At 40.7% G+C, this 19,011-nt stretch carries 17 protein-coding genes and 1 other annotated feature; of the genes, 15 read left to right on the top strand and 2 right to left on the bottom strand.

Annotated features, from left to right (window positions below):
- The first annotated feature begins 90 nt into the window (after nt 1–90).
- On the top strand, nt 91–1,047 hold the full coding sequence (locus tag NYE23_RS13860; RefSeq protein ID WP_341078682.1) for a BMP family ABC transporter substrate-binding protein: 957 nt from the start codon (nt 91–93) through the stop codon (nt 1,045–1,047).
- Nucleotides 1,048–1,076: 29 nt separating this feature from the next.
- A complete protein-coding gene (locus NYE23_RS13855; RefSeq protein ID WP_076256669.1) occupies nt 1,077–1,265 on the top strand; it encodes a ComZ family protein in 189 nt (62 codons plus the stop codon).
- A gap of 186 nt (nt 1,266–1,451) precedes the next feature.
- Here the strand turns inward: NYE23_RS13855 and NYE23_RS13850 are convergent, their stop codons facing one another.
- Nucleotides 1,452–1,838: a hypothetical protein gene (locus tag NYE23_RS13850; protein WP_341078678.1), complete on the bottom strand. Its 387-nt coding sequence runs from the start codon at nt 1,836–1,838 to the stop codon at nt 1,452–1,454.
- A 217-nt stretch (nt 1,839–2,055) separates the two neighbouring features.
- Between NYE23_RS13850 and NYE23_RS13845 the strand changes: the two genes are divergently transcribed.
- From NYE23_RS13845 to NYE23_RS13805, 9 genes are all read left to right on the top strand, one after another.
- On the top strand, nt 2,056–2,988 hold the full coding sequence (locus NYE23_RS13845; RefSeq protein ID WP_341078676.1) for a beta-ketoacyl-ACP synthase III: 933 nt from the start codon (nt 2,056–2,058) through the stop codon (nt 2,986–2,988).
- Between the two features lie 46 nt (nt 2,989–3,034).
- Entirely contained in the window at nt 3,035–4,273 is a 1,239-nt protein-coding gene (gene fabF, locus NYE23_RS13840; protein ID WP_341078675.1) for a beta-ketoacyl-ACP synthase II, read from the top strand.
- Nucleotides 4,274–4,514: 241 nt separating this feature from the next.
- Entirely contained in the window at nt 4,515–5,171 is a 657-nt protein-coding gene (locus tag NYE23_RS13835) for a DUF2268 domain-containing protein (protein WP_341078673.1), read from the top strand.
- A gap of 154 nt (nt 5,172–5,325) precedes the next feature.
- Nucleotides 5,326–6,351: an ABC transporter ATP-binding protein gene (locus tag NYE23_RS13830; protein ID WP_341078672.1), complete on the top strand. Its 1,026-nt coding sequence runs from the start codon at nt 5,326–5,328 to the stop codon at nt 6,349–6,351.
- Nucleotides 6,351–7,367 carry an ABC transporter ATP-binding protein gene (locus NYE23_RS13825; RefSeq protein WP_341078670.1) on the top strand — a complete coding sequence of 339 codons (1,017 nt, stop codon included), beginning with the start codon at nt 6,351–6,353 and terminating at the stop codon, nt 7,365–7,367. Before NYE23_RS13830 ends, NYE23_RS13825 begins: the two co-directional genes overlap by 1 nt.
- 35 nt (nt 7,368–7,402) lie before the next feature.
- Nucleotides 7,403–9,133, top strand: coding sequence for an oligopeptide ABC transporter substrate-binding protein (opp4A, locus tag NYE23_RS13820; protein ID WP_341078667.1), 1,731 nt, complete (start codon nt 7,403–7,405; stop codon nt 9,131–9,133).
- A 97-nt stretch (nt 9,134–9,230) separates the two neighbouring features.
- On the top strand, nt 9,231–10,196 hold the full coding sequence (opp4B, locus tag NYE23_RS13815; RefSeq protein ID WP_035327217.1) for an oligopeptide ABC transporter permease: 966 nt from the start codon (nt 9,231–9,233) through the stop codon (nt 10,194–10,196).
- 12 nt (nt 10,197–10,208) lie between these two features.
- Nucleotides 10,209–11,129: an oligopeptide ABC transporter permease gene (gene opp4C / locus NYE23_RS13810; protein WP_341078664.1), complete on the top strand. Its 921-nt coding sequence runs from the start codon at nt 10,209–10,211 to the stop codon at nt 11,127–11,129.
- 501 nt (nt 11,130–11,630) lie between these two features.
- Nucleotides 11,631–12,377: a YjbA family protein gene (locus NYE23_RS13805; RefSeq protein ID WP_341078662.1), complete on the top strand. Its 747-nt coding sequence runs from the start codon at nt 11,631–11,633 to the stop codon at nt 12,375–12,377.
- Between the two features lie 23 nt (nt 12,378–12,400).
- Here NYE23_RS13805 and trpS read toward each other — a convergent pair whose 3' ends face one another.
- The gene (gene trpS, locus NYE23_RS13800; RefSeq protein ID WP_341078660.1) at nt 12,401–13,390 is read right to left on the bottom strand and encodes a tryptophan--tRNA ligase; all 990 of its coding nucleotides are present in this window, start codon (nt 13,388–13,390) and stop codon (nt 12,401–12,403) included.
- A 112-nt stretch (nt 13,391–13,502) separates the two neighbouring features.
- Nucleotides 13,503–13,723, bottom strand: a binding site (T-box leader).
- Between the two features lie 613 nt (nt 13,724–14,336).
- Here trpS and NYE23_RS13795 point away from each other — a divergent pair.
- From NYE23_RS13795 to NYE23_RS13780, 4 genes are all read left to right on the top strand, one after another.
- Entirely contained in the window at nt 14,337–15,983 is a 1,647-nt protein-coding gene (locus NYE23_RS13795) for a peptide ABC transporter substrate-binding protein (RefSeq protein WP_341078658.1), read from the top strand.
- Between the two features lie 95 nt (nt 15,984–16,078).
- Nucleotides 16,079–17,014, top strand: coding sequence for an ABC transporter permease (locus NYE23_RS13790; RefSeq protein ID WP_076256690.1), 936 nt, complete (start codon nt 16,079–16,081; stop codon nt 17,012–17,014).
- Entirely contained in the window at nt 17,014–17,931 is a 918-nt protein-coding gene (locus NYE23_RS13785) for an ABC transporter permease (RefSeq protein WP_048010957.1), read from the top strand. Before NYE23_RS13790 ends, NYE23_RS13785 begins: the two co-directional genes overlap by 1 nt.
- Before the next feature lie 11 nt (nt 17,932–17,942).
- Nucleotides 17,943–19,010: an ABC transporter ATP-binding protein gene (locus tag NYE23_RS13780; protein WP_341078650.1), complete on the top strand. Its 1,068-nt coding sequence runs from the start codon at nt 17,943–17,945 to the stop codon at nt 19,008–19,010.
- The last annotated feature ends 1 nt before the right edge of the window (nt 19,011 follow it).

Below are 19,011 nucleotides of genomic sequence, written 5' to 3'. Positions count from 1 at the left end.
ATTTGAGATAAAGAAAAGGTAGAATTGAATTAGTCTGGTAAATTAAACCGGTAGTAGTAAGCGAAAGACAGAGAGGCGGAGAAAAAGAAGATGCATAAGACATTAAAGAAATTAGGGATCCTTCTTTTGTGCCTTCTTTTATTGGCCTCCTGCAGACAGCCGATGTCTGCAGGAAAACTTGAGAAAGCTGGATTATTAGTGCCCGATACTGTCAATGACCAGGTATGGGGGACCAAAGGCTATAAAGGCATGCTAAAGATTCAATCCCATTATGATATTGATGTTTATTATAAAGAAGGCATGAATTCAGAGATGGTTGTTGAAAGAGCTGTTAAAGAGTTTGACCAAAAAGGTGTGAACCTGATCTTTGGACATGGCAATGAATACGCTGCATACTTTAATAACATCTCAAAAAAATATCCTGACATTCACTTTGTCAGCTTTAATGGTGACGCCCAAAATGAAAACACCACCAGTTTGAACTTTGAAGCATATGCCATGGGTTTCTTTGGGGGCATGGTTGCAGGACATATGACGAAAACGAATAATGTAGGAGTACTTGCGGCTTTTGAATGGCAGCCTGAAGTAGAAGGTTTTTATGAAGGTGCAAACTATATCAATGATAATGTGAACGTACAGATCCAATATGTCGGCAACTGGGACAATGATAACAAAGCCATCGCTCTTTTGGACAAACTTATTGCCAATAAGACAGATGTTGTCTATCCGGCCGGAGATGGGTATAATGTTCCTGTCATCGAAAAGCTGAAAGAAGAAGGGCTCTACGCCATCGGCTATATTTCCGATCAGTCTGATCTGGGCGAATCAGTCGTCCTGACCAGTACAATTCAGCATGTCGATGTTTTATATGAACTAGTGGCAGAAAAATATAACGAAGGCGAACTCGAATCAGGGAATCTGTCCTTTGATTTTGAGGATGAAGTAATTACACTCGGAAAATTCAGCCCTGACGTCGACGAAGAGTTCAAAAAAGAACTAAACGCTGCCATTGAGAATTTCAAAAAAACAGGTAAACTGCCTGAATAGTAATTATCATACATAGGAGGTACTGCAAGATGAACGAAAAAAACATGGAATTCATGCAAATCGCCATGAAATACCTGCCAGAAGCTAAACAGCAGCTCGACGAAGCAGGCATCGAACTATCCATGGAAATGATCCAGCCATTCATGAACCTATTCACCAAAGTCATGAACGAAGCCTACGAAATGGGCAAAGCGGATGCTTTGAATGAGAGTGAATAATGGGAAACCAGCCTTTTTGGCTGGTTTTTGTTATTTTGATGGTGAGATAGGGATCTCTTACTGAAAGAAAGTGCTGAGCTAAGAGGCTTCCCCAGGAGGCGGCGTAAGCCCAAAGCCATACAGGATATTAAAATTTTTAAATCTATCGGGTGAAGGACCAGCAAAGTATAATGTATAACCCCGCCCCTACTTTTTCCAAAACATCTCCAGCAAAGGACCCGCTTTTTTCAGCAATGGCTTTAAATGATGAGCTGAAGACATGAGCGTATCAATGTTGCCCATTAGTTCCTCTAAGTTAATGTTGTTCAGGATATTGTTTTCATTTTCTTTACCGGTATTTTCCCTTTCACTAGTTTCTCTGCTTTTTCCCCCAAGGAGCCAATCGTCAGCTTCATGAGCATTTCTGCTCATGCCGCCGAAAAGCCAGTCGTCTTTCCCCTGATCTTCTTCAGCACTGCTGTTGAATTCAATTTTGCCTTCAGCTGGTTTAGGATTCCTGACTCTTTCTCCAAATAAAAAATGGGTTAAAGGGTCTTCTGTATTTCCCTTGTCTTTTTCATCCTTATCAAGCATATGCTATTTACCTCCTTTTCAGATGCCTATATACCAGCATATGAAGAAAAATTGACTGGGTATAGACATTTGTGGAGTAATAAGTAAGGGAAGGTAAAAAGTGTTGCGTTAGTATATAAACATTTGCTAAAATTAGTACCAAGTCATAATAATTGATATTAATATTTAGATAGAGACTGGATACAGGTTTGTAAAATTGAAAAGGGAGTGGGACTCCATGAATGCTGGAATTATAGGAATCGGAAGATATCTTCCTGAAAAAGTGGTAACAAATGCTGATTTGGAGAAAATAGTTGATACTTCTGACGAATGGATCCGGACCAGGACTGGAATTGAAGAGAGAAGAATTGCGGAAGACAGCATGGACACATCAGATATGGCCTATGAGTCAGCACTTAAAGCATTGGATAATGCAGGCATTGAAGCAAAGGAAATAGACCTGATTTTAGTTGCAACGGTTACACCGGATAATCCCTTTCCATCAGTTGCATGCATGCTTCAGGAGCGACTAAAAGCAAGTAAGGCGGCGGCAATGGATATTAGTGCTGCATGTGCAGGTTTCATGTATGGTATCATAACGGCACAGCAATTTATTGAAACCGGGACGTATAAAAATGTTTTAGTAGTAGGTGTTGAAAAGCTTTCAAAAATTACAGACTGGAGTGACCGTAATACTGCCGTTTTATTTGGAGACGGAGCAGGTGCAGCTGTAATTGGACCAGTCTCGGATGGCCGGGGAATATTATCATTTGAATTAGGAGCAGATGGCACAGGCGCAAAACACCTATACCAGGATGAACATATCATTATGAACGGGCGTGAAGTGTTCAAATTTGCTGTTCGTCAAATGGGTGAAAGCTGCATCAATGTACTTGATAAAGCTGGATTCTCCAAAGAGGATGTAGATTTCCTAATACCTCATCAGGCGAATATCCGCATTATGGAAGCTTCCCGTCAAAGACTGGAACTTCCGGTTGAGAAGATGTCGAAAACCGTGGATAAATACGGAAATACTTCTGCTGCATCTATTCCAATTGCATTGGTGGAAGAACTGGAAGCGGGTAAAATTAAAGATGATGATTTGCTCGTGATGGTCGGCTTCGGCGGAGGGCTAACTTGGGGAGCTATTGCGATGAGATGGGGAAGATAAGAACCTCATTTAAATATGATGATAATTTAAAAGGAGCTGCAATCATATGAACAAAAGAAGGGTTGTCGTTACAGGCATCGGAGCTGTAACACCGCTTGGAAATAATACAGAAACGACATGGAATAATATTAAGTCAGGTATTTCAGGGGTAGGGCCGCTGACTAGATTAAATGCCGATGAGTACCCGGCTAAAGTAGCTGCTGAAGTAAAGAATTTCAATCCGGAAGATTTTTTTGATAAAAAAGATGCCAGAAAAATGGACCGCTTTACACATTACGCTGTTGCTTCATCCATGATGGCCGTAAAAGATGCAAACCTTCAGATTACAGATGAAAATGCTCATCGCATCGGTGTCTGGATTGGTTCAGGGATCGGCGGAATGGAAACCTTTGAAAACCAATATGAAACATTTATGAAACGCGGATACAGAAGAGTCAGCCCATTCTTCGTGCCAATGATGATTCCTGACATGGCAACTGGCCAAGTCTCCATCTATTTAGGGGCAAAGGGGTTTAACTCATGTACAGTGACTGCATGTGCCACTGGAACAAACTCAATCGGAGATGCCTTCAAGGTTATTCAGCGCGGCGATGCCGATGCGATGATTTCAGGAGGAGCAGAAGCGCCAATCACAAAAATGTCTGTAGCCGGATTTTGTGCGAACACCGCGCTTTCAACCAATCCAGATCCAAAAACAGCCAGCCGCCCATTTGATCAAAATCGTGACGGGTTTGTTATTGGAGAAGGTGCGGGAATTGTAGTACTTGAGGAACTTGAGCATGCACTTGCCCGCGGCGCAAAAATTTATGCGGAAATAGTAGGCTATGGTGCTACTGGGGATGCTTATCATATCACTGCACCTGCTCCAGGCGGAGAAGGCGGAGCAAGAGCCATGAAAATGGCAATTGAAGACGGAGGCTTACAGCCCGGTGATATCGATTATATTAATGCTCATGGCACAAGTACTGATTATAATGACAAATTTGAAACATTGGCAATCAAAGAGGTGTTCGGAGAGCATGCCTATAAATTGGCAGTAAGCTCGACTAAATCAATGACAGGACATCTTCTGGGAGCTGCAGGCGGAATTGAAGCCATTTTCACAGTTCTGGCACTGAAGGAAGGAATCCTGCCACCGACGATTAATCTCGAAAGCCCGGATCCTGAATGTGATTTGGATTATGTTCCAAATACGGCCAGGGAAAAAGAAATAACAGCTGCAATGAGCAATTCACTAGGCTTTGGCGGCCACAATGCAACCATTGTCTTTAAAAGATATGAATAAGAGATAAACGAAAGCTGATTCAAGGGAACAAACTTTCCTTGAATCAGCTTTTTATTTTGATCAACAAATTCCTTATATCTACATATTATCGAATAAAGGGAGGTGCGGAAATGGGATAGTTAGAACGGATTTATGGCTCGAGGAAGGTTTTAATGAACCGCTAAAAATATGTGAAAAACTTACCGGATCCTTCAATGATGACAATCCCCGAAAAATATACGAGTACTTAACGGATTTCGGCATGTATAAACCTGCAAGGTCCAGCAGGGATAATTTCAAGGAGCTGAAAGAAAAGAAAGTATGGGATCTGGCAAGAAAGATTCACTTAAAATATAGGAGATTGTGGGAAGGGCCTGATAGCGATGTATACATCTTCCCTACTGCAGGAGGCGGACTTTTTTCGCGGCATCCAGGTAAATCAGGAGTTTCATTCGCAAATATGCTCTTTCTATTCCTTCCTTCAGAAATAGAAGAGGATGAACTAGAGGCTTTATTTGTGCATGAATATCATCATGTCGGCAGAATTAACTCCCAGAGGAAAAAACTTGAAGAATATACGCTGCTTGATTCCATTATATTGGAGGGGCTTGCCGAAAATGCTGTAGAATTACACTGTGGTAAGAATTTCAGAGGATCGTGGTGCAGCAGGTATTCGAAAGAAGAGATGAGGAATTCTTGGGAAAATTTGATTAAACCATACCTAAAATTAAAAAAGAATGATCGGCTCCATCAAAAGATATTATATGGTGAGAGGCCATATCCTCCATTGCTGGGCTATGCTGCCGGCTATGAAATTGTAAGTGAATTTAGAAAGCAAAAAAACTTTTCTACAAAACTATCTTTTAATGCGCCATCCGAATATTTTCTGGATCAAACTGTATATAAATTGGAATCATAAACGCTTTAAAGCCCTAAAATGTGGGCTTTTTTTAAATAGAAAAATGAATCTTAACAAATTTTAAAAAAATCTTGCAATTGTAATAACTTTGTAATAATATTTTAGACAAATAGAATGAATTGACAGAATAATTCAAAAAGGTAAGAGGTGTCCTATGAGCGCAAATCCCCGTCAACATAAAGACGCACCTTTACTAGAGGTGAAGAATTTAGAAACGGCTTTTTCCATAGATGGTACATACTATAACGCAGTTGATAATGTTTCTTTTAGAGTAAAACCCAGACAAATAGTTGGAATAGTGGGAGAGTCTGGCTGCGGAAAATCTGTAATGAGCCTTTCTGTAATGAAGCTTCTGCCTAAAGGCATTGGCAAAATCCGAAACGGAGAGATTATCTTTGACGGTGTTCATTTGGAGAACATGACAGATTCAGAGATTAATAAGATCAGGGGGAAGGATATCGCAATGATATTCCAGGAACCTATGACTTCTTTAAATCCTGTTTTCTCTATCGGATTCCAGCTTCAGGAAGTATTATTCAATCATATGAAAATCTCCAAAAAAGAAGCGCGGCTTAAAAGTATTGCACTTCTAAAAAGTGTAGGGATCTCAAGGCCAGAAAAAATTGTAGATGAATATCCGCATCAGCTTTCAGGAGGAATGAGGCAAAGGGTTATGATTGCCATTGCCATTGCCTGCCAGCCAAAGCTGCTGATCGCTGATGAGCCTACTACTGCCCTGGATGTTACTGTACAAGCCCAAATTCTTGAGCTTTTAAAAGAAATTCAGGAAGTCAATGATATGTCAGTCATTCTGATTACTCATGACCTGGGTGTTGTGGCTGAAATGTGCGATGAAGTAATTGTAATGTATGCAGGGAAGATAGCAGAGCGGACAGATGTAGATTCCTTATTTCACAATCCAAAACATCCTTATACTCAGCTCCTGATGGGAGCCATTCCAAAAATGGATGAAGAAGTGGAAAAGCTAAGCACAATAAAAGGAATTGTGCCTTCATTAAAAAATATGCCTAAAACAGGATGCAAATTTGCGGCGCGCTGCCCTAAGGCAATGCCTGAATGCCTGACAGTTACACCTCAATTGGCAGAAAATGAAGATGGACATGAGGTTGCTTGCCTGCTTTATGAGACAAGCCAGCCGAAACAAGAGGTGAACGCATAATGAATACAGAGCATAATAATACAGCTGTTCTAAAAAAGGATAAAAGCAGCAATGAAGTGCTTTTAGAGGTTAAGAACCTAAAAACTTACTATCCGATAAAAGGCGGAATCCTTAGAAGGACTGTGGCTGTCGTTAAAGCTGTCGATGATGTGTCCTTTGAGATTAGAAAAGGGGAGACATTGGGACTGGTTGGAGAATCAGGCTGCGGAAAATCAACAGCAGGCAGAACAATCCTCAGACTTCTGGAACCGACAGAGGGGCAAATCATCTTTGACGGACAGGATATCACAAATGTGAGAGGGACTAGCCTGAGGAAAATCCGCCAGGACTTCCAGATGGTCTTCCAGGACCCGTATGCATCCTTAAATCCCACGATGATGGTCGGACACCTAGTGTCGGAGCCAATCAGGAATTATAACAGCAAATCCGAAAAGGAATTGAAGCCTGAAGTAATGGAGCTTCTTGCAAAAGTCGGGCTGCCTGAAGATGCTTACTATAAATATCCGCATGAGTTTTCCGGCGGGCAAAGACAGCGGATCGGAATCGCAAGAGCCCTGGCTTTAAGGCCTAAGCTAATTATTGCGGATGAGCCTGTTTCAGCCCTTGACGTATCGGTCCAATCACAGGTATTGAATCTTTTGAAAGAGCTTCAGGATGAATTTGATCTTACTTTCTTATTTATTGCCCATGATTTGAGTGTTGTTAAACATATGAGTGACCGGATTGGGGTTATGTACCTGGGAGGCCTCGTAGAAGTCGCTGAAAAGGACAGCCTCTATGCAGAGCCTCTGCATCCTTATACTCAGGCTCTAATCTCTGCGATTCCTGAACCGGATCCGCGCAAGAAAAAAGATAGAATCATTTTAGAGGGCGATGTCCCAAGCCCGATTGACCCTCCAAAAGGATGTACATTCCATCCGCGCTGCGCACATGCAATGCCGGAATGCCAGAGTGTAAAACCGCAATTAAAGGAGGTGAAGCCTGGGCATAGAGTCGCTTGTCACTTATATAAATAAGGCTTTGTCAAAAAATATTTTTCGGGGGGAAAACAATGAAGAAATCAGCATTTTGGCTGCTTTCGCTTCTGCTTGTCATGTCTGTATTCCTTGCAGCATGTTCTGGCGGCGGAGAGAAAGCCAACACTGAAAAAGAACCAAAAGATGATGGGAAAGCATCTGGAGAAGTAAAAGAAGGCGGCACAGTAACTTTTGGATACACACAGCCATTCAAAGGCGTTTTATCTTATGCTTATTATGAAGGTGAAGATGATGCAAATGCCCTTCAGTTTATGCATGAAGGTTTGCTCAAGGTAAATGATGAGCTTATTTCTGAACCAAATTTGGCAGACTATGAGTTATCTGAAGACAAAACAAAGTTAACCTTCAAGCTTAAGCAAGGAGTTAAATGGCATGATGGTGAAGAATTAACAGCAGAAGATATGGAATTTGCATGGTATTTAATTGCAGATCCAACGTATGAAGGTGCGCGTTTTGCTAACGTAGCAATGATCAAAGGTGCTCAAGAATACAAAGATGGAAAAGCTGATAAAATTGAAGGTATCAAGGTAGTAGACGATTATACAATTGAGGTAACAGTAACTGAACCTTCTGTTAACTTATTGGAAAATATCTGGATCTATCCTGAGCCAAAGCACTATTACGGCGATATTTCTTCTAAAGAGCTTCCGGATGCCGATCAAATCCGTAAAGCCCCAATCGGTGTAGGACCTTTTAAAGTGAAAAACATCGTACCTGGTGAAATGATCGAATTTGAGCGTTTTGATGATTACTGGCAGGGACCAGCCAAACTGGATGGAGTAGTTTACAAAATTATTGATGGTTCTCTTGCGCAAGGTTTAGTGCAAAATGGAGAAATCGATGTTATTGAAGCTCCAAAAGATCAGTGGGAAGCTATTAAAGCACTTGATAACGTAAATCCGGTAGAAGCAGATGCTATGTCTTACAGCTATATTGCTTTTGACTGGGGTCATTATGACACTAAAAAAGGTGTAGTTGTATCTGATAACAAGAAGTTCCAGAACAAATCCCTTCGCCATGCAATGGCACATGCCATTGACCGTCAGGCATTTATTGATGGTTTTGCAAACGGCTTAGGAAAACCATTAAACACTCCTTTCCCTTCAGTATCATGGGCTAAGATTGATGATTCAGAAATCAATCAGTATGAGTATGATCCAGAAAAAGCTAAGAAATTACTTGACGAAGCAGGCTATGTAGATAAAGACGGCGACGGCTTCCGTGAAGATCCAGAAGGCAAGCCATTTACAATTAACTTTGATGCAATGGCAGGCGCTGAAACTTCAGAAGCACGTGCTCAATTCATCCTTCAATCCTGGCAGGAAGTTGGCTTAAATGCTAAGCTAAACGGCGGTTCATTAAAAGATTTCAACCTATTCTATGACACTATCGAAGCTGATGACCCATCTGTTGAAACATTCATGGGTGCATGGGGACTTGCTAATGACCCAGATCCAGCCGGCATCTGGTTGTCTACTGACAAATGGAACATGTGGAGATGGTACAGCGAAGAGTCTGATGCTCTTATCAAAAAAGGTGTAACATTCCCTGAAGACTCCAGTAAAGATGTTACCGAACACCGTCAGGAAGTCTATAATGAATGGCAAAAGCTTGTTAACGAAGAATTGCCAATCATCTTCTTCGAACAGCGTGTAGATCCATGGGCGATCAACAAGCGTGTGGGCGGAGTTAAAGTAACACCATTTGGAACTGATGAGTACCACAAGTGGCACATTGTAGAGTAACAGAATAAGAGGAACCTGTATTCCTTGGGGGAGTTGCTCCTCCAAGGAATACAAGTTTAACCAGCGAATAAATTTTTGTTTGGTAAGGGGAATGGAAATGCTACAGTACACAATTCGACGACTCATAGGTATGATTCCAATAATTTTCCTTATCTCAGTAGTGGTTTTCACCCTGGCAAAGCTTATGCCTGGTGATGCACTATCTGGAAAAATTGACCCATTAAACTCAGATCCGGAGTATATTGAAGAAATGCGTGAGCAGATGGGATTGAACGATCCTATTCCTGTGCAGTATGTCCGCTGGATGAGTGGTGTGGTCCAAGGAGATTTTGGAGATTCATTTGTTCATAAACGCCCGGTTATGGAGCTAATTGGTGACCGTTTGCCGAACACGATTATTTTAGGAATATCAGCTCTATTAATCACTTATTTATTAGCCTTTTTAATGGGAAGATACTCTGGGCGATTTGCCTATAGCATTGGAGATTATTTAATATCAGCGTTTAACTATCTAGCACTTGCAATTCCAAGCTTTGTTGCAGCTTTGGTTGCCATTTATGTTTTTGCCATCAATCTTGGATGGGTTCCAGCCAGTGGAAGTATCGGCAGCGGGGTAGAAGCAGGGACACTGGAATATTACTTAAGTAAAGCAAAACATACAGTATTGCCGGCTATTGTCCTGGGAGCCATGGCTACAGCCGCTTATACACAGTTCTTGAGAAATGATATGATCGAAAGCTCTCGCAAGGATTATGTTCGTACTGCAAGAGCTAAAGGTACGAAAGAATCTGCGATTTATAATAAGCACATTCTAAGAAACTCCATCATACCTATTGTTACTTTACTTGGATTCGATATTGCCAACCTATTTGGAGGGGCAATTATCACAGAAACCATTTTCACATACCCTGGCATCGGTTATTTATTCGTAGAATCAGTTAATTCACGTGATTATTCAGTCATGATGGCTATTGCCATGATGCTGACTATTTTAACACTAATTGGAAATCTAGTTGCAGATTTACTATATGGATTAGTAGATCCGCGTATTCGTTTAAGTTAGGTAGGTGAGAGTATGGAACCATCAATTTCACAGCAAACTTCGCCCGGTTTAGCAGAGCCTGTTAAACCCCCGAAGAGTCAATCACCATGGGCTCTCGCCCGCCGCAAGTTTTTGCGCAATAAAGCAGCAATGATTAGTCTTGTTTTCCTGCTGCTGGTCTGTGTAATGTCCATATTAGCTGAGCCGCTTACTATGCCGGTTGAGGAGACAGCTAAGATAAATTTGACACAAATGAGCAAAGAACCATCTGCTGATCACTACTTCGGCACAGACAAGTCTGGCAGAGACGTTTTTGCCAGAACTCTGCACGGCGGCAAGACATCACTCTTGCTTGCATTCTCTATCACGATCTCGGTTATTACCCTTGGTACTCTCGTTGGTGCTACTGCGGGATACTTTGGCGGCTGGGTCGATAATGCCCTGATGAGATTCACAGACTTTATGATGAACTTTCCATTCCTGCTATTTGTTATCGTATTGAAATCCATTTTTATCGAATCAAGTACAGGAACACTCATATTTGTAATAAGTGTACTCAGCTGGACTGGAACGGCACGTCTGGTGCGAAGCAAGGTCATGGCTGAGAAGGAAAATGAATATATAATGAGTGCGGTATCCATTGGATGCTCTGCACCAAAAACCATTTTTAAACACTTGCTGCCGAATGTCATGTCAACCATTATTGTTCAGGCGACTATTACTCTTGCAGCCATGATTGTAGCTGAGACTGGCCTAAGCTTCCTTGGTTTTGGTGTACCAATCAACATTCCAACCTGGGGGAACATGCTTCAGGAAGCAAGAAGTCCTGATGTTTTAACAAGTAAATGGTGGATATGGATTCCGCCTGCTGCTGTTCTAACATTTACAATTCTATCGATCAACTTCATAGGGGAAGGCTTAAAAGATGCCTTCAATCCTAAATCCAACAGATAGCAAAAAACGCCTATATATAGGCGTTTTTTGTTGTTTAATGGCCTATAGCTTGTACATATCTAAACTAATTCCTTCATATACATGTAAAAAAGATAGTGGGAGTGAGTTTATGGCGGCAATAAAACCTTTTATGACTCACAAATATAGGAAAGAACATGTTATTTAGGGCATTTTGGCTTTTAACGGGGTTTGGAATTTCTGTTTCGGGAGGAGTCAGTGTCATAGGATATTTAAATTTGCTTACAACTGGACATACCTTTAAAGAATATTTGAATTTTATCACCTATCGTCCAGAATGCTATTTGCTACCTATTGGAATCATTATTATATCAGTGAGCATATATCTTCCCCATTCAAATGATGATGAATAAAGGGCATCTCATCGATTATATTAAGGAATGTTTATTACAAAAAATGGATTGTGAGTGTAATATAGGAATAAATTTACTGCCTGGTGCCCATACTGAGTGACAAATAGTTTGTTGAAGTGGGGGTTGAAAAATGTTGTATCTTCATGATGTTTGGGTGAATTGGTTTGAAGGAGAAGAAAATGGATACAATGTATGCCATTTTCATGAATGGAGAAAAGATGACGGAGTAGAACTGCTTGATCAGGTTCCGCTGCTGAAGATTGACCCGGTTCTTTTCAATTATATTGAAAATGATCTTTCTGAGCTGCCACAACAACTGCTTGATGACATTTATCAAAAAGCTTACTTAAGAAAAAATCATGAACGCATCCAACTGGAGTATTGCTTTGTTGTATCAGATGGGACAGGCATATTGGCTGTAGATACAATCGGCTACAATATTCCAATCAGAAAAAGCAGGTTAATACCAAGGCAGGAGCAGCTGGCATATGAAATGCTTGAAAATCAAGAAACGGCTAATTACTCTTTTAATGATCAAACCGCATTGAAGGAATTCCATATTCTTTCTCCTTCTCCGGATTTGATGGCTGGCCTGACAAGAAAAGAAAGACAGCTTAAACAGCTTCTGTTTATGGCGCTGGATCAGCTTCATTCCTCCAAAAATGATGCTGAAATCCGTTATTGGTATACGGAGTGGAGCCCTGAACGCTATACGAAAATACAATCAATGAATTTTGAAGAGGCCTGGTATGAATTATTTGATGAAAGTAAATACGGCTGGTCAAGTAAACATGAAAAGTTTTGTGAAAATTTAATAAAAGGCCAGCCGTTTTTTGAGAAGATGTGGGAAATGGAACATGGTCCAAAAGTAAATTAAAAAAACAGCCCGAGGCTGTTTTTTTATTTTCTCTTTCGGCCAAGTCCCATGGCGTTTTCCATTTTTTTAATCATTTTGTATGCGACTTTATTAGCTTTTTCTGCTCCTTGATCAAGTACAAGATCCAGTTCTTCTGAATCCATTAATGCATAATATTTATCCTGAATAGGTTTAAGTGTTCCAATAACAATATCAGCCAGGCCGGCTTTAAAATCCCCGTATCCTTTGCCTTCGTATTCTCCTTCGATTTCCGCAACAGTTTTACCTGAAAGGATTGAGTAAATGGTAAGGAGATTGGATACTCCTGGTTTGTTTTCCTTATCATATTTAACAATACCCTCAGAATCTGTTACGGCACTTTTTATTTTCTTTTCAATTTGTTTTGGGTCATCTAATAATGAAATAAATGACTTTTTATTGGGATCAGATTTGCTCATTTTCTTTAATGGATCCTGAAGTGACATTACCCTTGCGCCTTCTTTGGCGATTCTTACATCTGGAACAGTGAAGATGTCGTTGTACTTCTTATTGAATCTCTCAGCAAGATCGCGGGTTAGTTCCAGGTGCTGTTTTTGATCCTCTCCAACCGGAACCAGGTCAGTATTGTATAGAAGGATATCTGCAGCCATTAAAGGCGGATAGGTCAGCAGTCCTGCAGATACGGCATCTTTACCTTCTGATTTGTCTTTGAATTGAGTCATGCGCTCGAGCTCACCGATGTAAGAAACACATTGCATCATCCAGCCTGCCTGAGCATGGGCAGGGACTTCCGATTGAATGAATAGGGTGGATTTCTCTGGGTCGATTCCAACAGCCAAATATAGGGCAGCAAGACTTCGGATATTTTTTCTCAACTCCAGTCTGTCCTGGGGAACAGTTATTGCGTGCTGATCAACAATGCAAAAATAGCAGTTGTAGTCATTCTGCAGTTCAACAAATTGTTTCATGGCACCAATGTAATTGCCTAGAGTAATTGTACCGCTGGGCTGGATGCCGGAAAATATGGTTTTCATGTTTTTCCTCCTTTAATCGGCTTTAAAGAACATGAATTGTCAGGCGTTGAAGTGAAGTTTTTGTCCTGTAATCATAAAAAAGGCATAAAAAAGAACCATTCATCCCTTTAAAGATAGGGACGAATGGTCCGCGTTGCCACCCTAATTACTCAAAAAACTGAGTCACTCTGCCCTATGCATAATACGCATAGGTCCCCGATAACGCAGGGAAGCGCCTGGAAAAATCAGAGGCTCAAAAGTCCATTCGATTTACCGGGCTGCCTGTTTTCACCTTCCACAGACTCTCTGCTAAAACCCTGGGTAAATGTACTACTCTTTTTTCATTGCCGACAAGATCATTTAATTTTATCGTATTATATTATAAGGTAAACTATTCGGATACAAAAATCAAGCTCAGAATAAGAAATTAAAGGGCGTACTTATCTTCAAAATAAGGGAGTATTTTACCAATATATGGGTATTATTTCTTTGTAAAATAGCAAAATATCTTAAAAAGAAAAATTTTTTTATTATCTCAAAAATCTTAATTTATAAGACTTTTTGACGAAAAATGTCGTACTTCAAGGAATTGCATGTACAAAAAGCCACTTGCAATAAGTTTTTAAACTATTTATAATAAACGTAACAAACATAATCTTTACGAATTTGTTACATTTAAAACAAAACTATATCACTCCAGATTGCGAGAATATGGTGCATATTGAGTAAGTTTATAGCTTACATATTATAGATTACCCATTTTAATCTGAATTATCAGAATATAAGGATAATCTATCTTTAAGAGAATATAAACTTGCTTTTTTTGTTGCCTTTTAAATAGTCTGCAAATTTTTTAAATTGAATTAACAGACTATTTAAGTAATATATCCGGGGCGCACAGTTGTGTTTTTGGTGAAAGACAAATGGTAAAGAGATTGTTTGAGGAAATTAATAGGGGGTTAATACCGTGAACAAAAGATTATCGATCTTTTTTAGCATGCTGCTTGTGCTAAGCATGTTCCTTGCTGCGTGCAGCGGCGGCGGAGACAATGCTGACGGCGGCGAAAAAGGCGGAGATGACGGCGGAAAGTCTGATGTACCGCAGGAGCTAAGAGTAAACATCAACACTGAACCACCATCATTAAACCCAGGCTTAGCAGAAGATGCTACTTCTGGTACAGTTCTTCGTCAGATTCTTGAAGGTTTGACTCGTATTGGTAAAGAAGGCAAGCCTGAAAATGCAATGGCAGAAGATGTTCAGATTTCTGAAGACCAAAAGACTTACACTTTCAAAATCCGTGATGCAAAGTGGTCTAATGGAGACCCTGTAACTGCTAATGACTTTGTATATGCTTGGAAATGGGCACTTGATCCAGCTAACAACTCAACATATGCATACCAGCTTTACTACATCGAAGGTGCTGAAGCAGCTAATACTGGCAAAGGCTCACTTGATGCTGTAGGCGTTAAAGCAGTAGATGACAAAACTCTTGAAGTTAAGCTTGTTAACCCAACTCCATATTTCTTGGAATTGACAGCTTTCTATACTTACCTGCCGGTTAACAGCAAAGTTGCTGAAGCTAATCCAGAATGGGCAACTGATGCTGGTGAAAACTATACAACTAACGGACCTTTCCATTTAACAGAATGGTCTCACAGTGATAAGATCGTTCTTGAAAAGAGCGAAACTTATTGGGATGCTGAATCAGTAAAACTGGACAGCATTGAAATGATTATGATCAATGATCCAAACACTGAATTATCAATGTTTGACAATGGCGAACTGGATTGGGCTGGAGCTCCTACTGGTGCACTTCCAACTGATGCTATGCAGGCTCTTAAAGATGATGGCCGCCTGACAACTCAGCCAATCGCTGGTATCTATAACTATAAGTTCAATACAACTGTAGAGCCATTCAACAACGTTAATATCCGTAAAGCATTTGCACATGCTATCAATCGTCAGGAAATCATTGATAACATCCTTCAGGGTGAGCAGCTTCCTGCGATGGCAATTGTTCCTCCAACAATGTTTGAAGAGAACGAAAAGGGTTATTTCCCTGACAATGATGTAGAAAAAGCAAAAGAATTTTTACAAAAAGGTCTAGAAGAACTTGGATATAAAGATGCGTCTGAGCTTCCAGCTGTAACGCTATCTTACAACACTTCAGAAGCACATCAAAAGATTGCTCAGGCAATTCAGGATATGTGGAAACAAAATCTTGGTGTTGAAGTAACTCTTGATAACTCAGAGTGGAATGTATACCTTGATAAAATCAATACAATGGATTACCAAGTTGGCCGTTTAGGCTGGTTAGGTGACTTTAATGATGCTATGAACTTCCTTGAAATGTACCGTGACGCCGATGGCGGCAACAACAATACTGGATGGGAAAGCAAAGAGTTCCAGGATCTTCTTGCAAAATCTGCAACTGAAACAGATGTTGAAGCTCGCCAGCAATTATTAAAGGATGCAGAAGCAATCTTCATGGAAGATATGCCAGTAGCACCAATTTACTTCTACACTAATAACTGGGTACAAGCTGAAAACTTAAAAGATGTTGTTGTATCTGGTCTTGGTGATGTCCAGTACAAGTGGGCACACTTTGAATAAAAAATAATGATTAAGACGAAAGGTATATGGGATTAATTGTCCCATATACCTTCGTTTCTGATTAAGGCATAGTAATAAATTGGAGGTGTTTGACAATGGCGAAATATATTGGAAAACGCTTGCTGTACATGCTTCTGTCTTTATGGATGATCGTTACGGCAACTTTTTTCTTCATGCGCATTGCACCCGGAAACCCTTTTGCATCAGAGAAAAAACTTCCTCCCGAAATTGAAGCTAACCTGAATGCTCATTTTGGCTTAGACAAGCCTTGGTATGCACAATATTGGGAGTATCTTGTTCGTATCGTGAATTGGGATTTCGGCCCGTCATTTAAATATAAAAGTCAAACTGTTAACGACTTGATTAATGAAGGTTTCCCTGTTTCATTTCTTCTTGGAATGGAAGCCATTTTTATCGCCGTTGCAGTAGGAGTTCTTTTAGGAATTATTGCGGCATTAAAGCACAATAGATGGCCGGATTACACAGCAATGATTGTAGCTGTGTTAGGTATCTCTGTACCTTCCTTTATCATGGCATCATTCCTGCAATATTTCCTGGCAATAAAAATGGGTATTTTCCCTGTAGCACGGTGGGAATCTTTTATGCACAGCGTCCTGCCAGCCGTGGCATTGGCATCAACCCCAATGGCATTTATTGCGAGGCTGACTCGTTCGAGCATGCTTGAAGTTCTGGCGAATGATTATATTAAGACTGCTAAATCTAAAGGTTTAAGCAGGGGAGTAATTACAGTAAAACACACGATTCGTAATGCCCTTTTACCAGTAGTAACTTATATGGGGCCACTGACAGCGGGTATTTTAACAGGAAGTTTCGTTATTGAAAGAATCTTCGGTATTCCTGGACTTGGTGCGCACTTTGTAACTAGTATCAACAACCGTGACTATACGGTCATAATGGGTGTAACCGTTTTCTACAGTATTCTGTTGCTTGTATCTATTCTCCTTGTTGACATTGCATACGGAATCATCGACCCACGCATCAAACTTGCAGGCGGGAAGAAAGGAGAGTAATTATGCAGATTTCGAAAGATAAATTTAAGTTAGTCGGTACACAGCTTGGTGAAGCTGAGAAAATTTCAAAACCAAGTCTTTCTTTCTGGAAGGATGTATTTATTAGATTTCGAAAAAACAAGCTTGCCCTGTTCGGATTAGTATTATTAGGACTGCTGATCTTCATGGCAATCTTTGGACCATATATGACTCCATATGATTATGCATCAAATGATCTAAGCAACAAAAACCAGTCTCCTTCTTCTGAACATTGGTTTGGAACGGATGATCTCGGTCGTGACATGTTTGCCCGTACATGGGAAGGTGCACGAATTTCCATCTTCATCGGAGTTGCAGCAGCTGTAATTGATTTGATTATTGGTGTGCTTTGGGGCGGGATTGCCGGTTATAAAGGCGGACGCACAGATGAAGGAATGATGCGTTTTGCCGATATTTTATATGGTGTACCTTATCTATTATTAGTAATCTTGTTAATGGTTGTACTTGGACAGGGATTGTCGACTATGATTATAGCCATGTCCATAACTGGATGGATCAATATGTCGCGTATCGTCCGTGGTCAGGTATTATCTCTTAAGAATCAGGAATACGTCCTGGCTGCCAAAACGCTTGGTGCCAATACAAGCAGGATTATGGGCAAACACTTAATTCCAAATTCAATGGGGCCTATTCTGGTCACAATGACGCTGACTGTCCCTTCTGCTATTTTTACAGAAGCATTCCTGAGCTTTATTGGTCTTGGATTAACACCGCCGATTGCGAGCTGGGGAACAATGGCCAATGATGGACTGGCGGCTATGCGTTACTATCCATGGCGATTATTCTTCCCTGCTGTGTTTATCTGCTTAACGATCTTTGCATTTAACGTGGTTGGCGACGGCTTGCGTGATGCTCTAGATCCAAGAATGCGTAAATAAGGAGTGAGAACATGGAAAAATTACTTGAAGTAAAAAATTTAGAAGTCTCATTCCAAACATATGGAGGAACAGTAAAAGCAGTCCGTGGAGTCAGCTTTGACCTTCATAAGGGAGAGACGCTTGCGATTGTTGGTGAATCTGGGTCAGGCAAAAGTGTTACTTCCCAGTCAATTATGAAGCTAATACCTATGCCGCCAGGCCGAATTTCAGGAGGGCAAATCCTGCTAAGCGGTGACGACATCGTACCCAAGACAGAAAAACAAATGGAAAAGATCCGCGGCAAAGAAATCAGTATGATCTTCCAGGACCCAATGACATCATTGAATCCAACGATGAGAGTCGGAACACAGATAATGGAAGTGCTGATTAAACATCAGAATATGTCTAAGACTGATGCCAAAAACAGAGCAATTGAATTACTGAGACTTGTTGGTATTCCGATGCCTGAGAAAAGGGTAAATCAATATCCTCATGAATTCTCCGGCGGTATGAGACAGCGTGCGATGATTGCGATTGCACTTGCAGCAAATCCAAAACTTCTCATCGCTGACGAGCCGACAACTGCACTTGACGTTACGATTCAGGCTCAAATACTGGAGCTTATGAAAGATCTGCAAAATAAAATGGATACTTCCATTATCTTTATTACGCATGACCTCGGTGTTGTAGCAAATGTTGCGGACCGGGTAGCTGTAATGTATGCTGGCCAGATTGTTGAAATGGGTACTGTAGATGAAATATTCTATGACCCGCGGCATCCTTACACATGGGGATTGCTTGCATCCATGCCAAGCTTAGAAAATGATGAGAAAGCTGAACTAGCTGCTATTCCAGGGACGCCCCCGGATCTGACGAATCCTCCAAAAGGAGACGCGTTTGCAGCAAGAAATCAATATGCACTCGCAATTGATTTTGAAGAAGAGCCGCCGATGTTCCAAATCTCAGAAACACATTTTGCAAAAACATGGCTTCTTCACCCGGATGCTCCAAAGGTTGAGCCGCCGGAAGCAGTCAAAAAACGAATGCGCCAATTATCCTCCACTTTTGAAAAGCCTGTATTAGTGAAGGAGGGAAAATAAG

The sequence above is a fragment of the Cytobacillus sp. FSL H8-0458 genome, from assembly GCF_038002165.1.
Lineage (GTDB): Bacteria > Bacillota > Bacilli > Bacillales > Cytobacillaceae > Cytobacillus.
This window is presented reverse-complemented; position numbering and strand designations above follow the sequence as displayed.